Below are 682 nucleotides of genomic sequence, written 5' to 3'. Positions count from 1 at the left end.
GCTCCAAGAAACTCAAGACCACCGCCACCGTCCGCAACGGCAAAGCCACCGTCAAACTCCCCAAGACCACACGCGGCACCTGGAAAATCACCACCACCTACACCGGCGACACCCGCTACACCCCCGCCAAAGCCAAAACCATCAAGCACAAAAGCAAATAGTCAGTCGTCTACAGCCGACCGGGGTCTCGATGCCAGTTACATGGCCATCGAGACCCCGATCGGTCCAGGTGGCACACATGTCACCCTCACGCTTCTCGCTCTCGGTGGTCCCCGTCGGGCACTTCTCGTCGCCGCGACGGCCGCTGGCACCTCGAAGCGGGAGTCCTCACCGCGCCAGCGGCTCCCGCCACGCTCGACGGGAATGGCGCCACCCTCGTTAACACCGCCGTTTCAACGTCGCGATCAAGCGCTGCAACGTCATCGGCGCGATGGTCACCGCTGCCCAAGACCTGGCCGACGCTGGGCCCGGCGCTCGGCTCAGTGCCTTCCCTCAACCGTCGGCTGTTTCAGGCCCTTCTCACTCGTTGCTCGTAGCCGGATCACGACGGAGCGAGCGGGGGTGTAGCGGGTGTCGCCGGTGTAGGTGGTGGTGATTTTCCAGGTGCCGCGTGTGGTCTTGGGGAGTTTGACGGTGGCTTTGCCGTTGCGGACGGTGGCGGTGGTCTTGAGTTTCTTGGAGC

1 protein-coding gene is annotated in these 682 nt (G+C 63.9%); it reads right to left on the bottom strand.

The window, feature by feature from the left end:
• Positions 1-479: 479 nt before the first annotated feature.
• On the bottom strand, positions 480-682 hold a 203-nt coding region (locus HCT63_RS20160; RefSeq protein ID WP_167009408.1), incomplete at its 5' end, for an Ig-like domain repeat protein.

Source organism: Mumia sp. ZJ430 (genome assembly GCF_011751845.1).
Taxonomy (GTDB): Bacteria; Actinomycetota; Actinomycetes; order Propionibacteriales; family Nocardioidaceae; genus Mumia.
The sequence above is the reverse complement of the archived record's forward strand: the minus strand, read 5'-3'. Positions and strand labels throughout refer to the sequence as shown.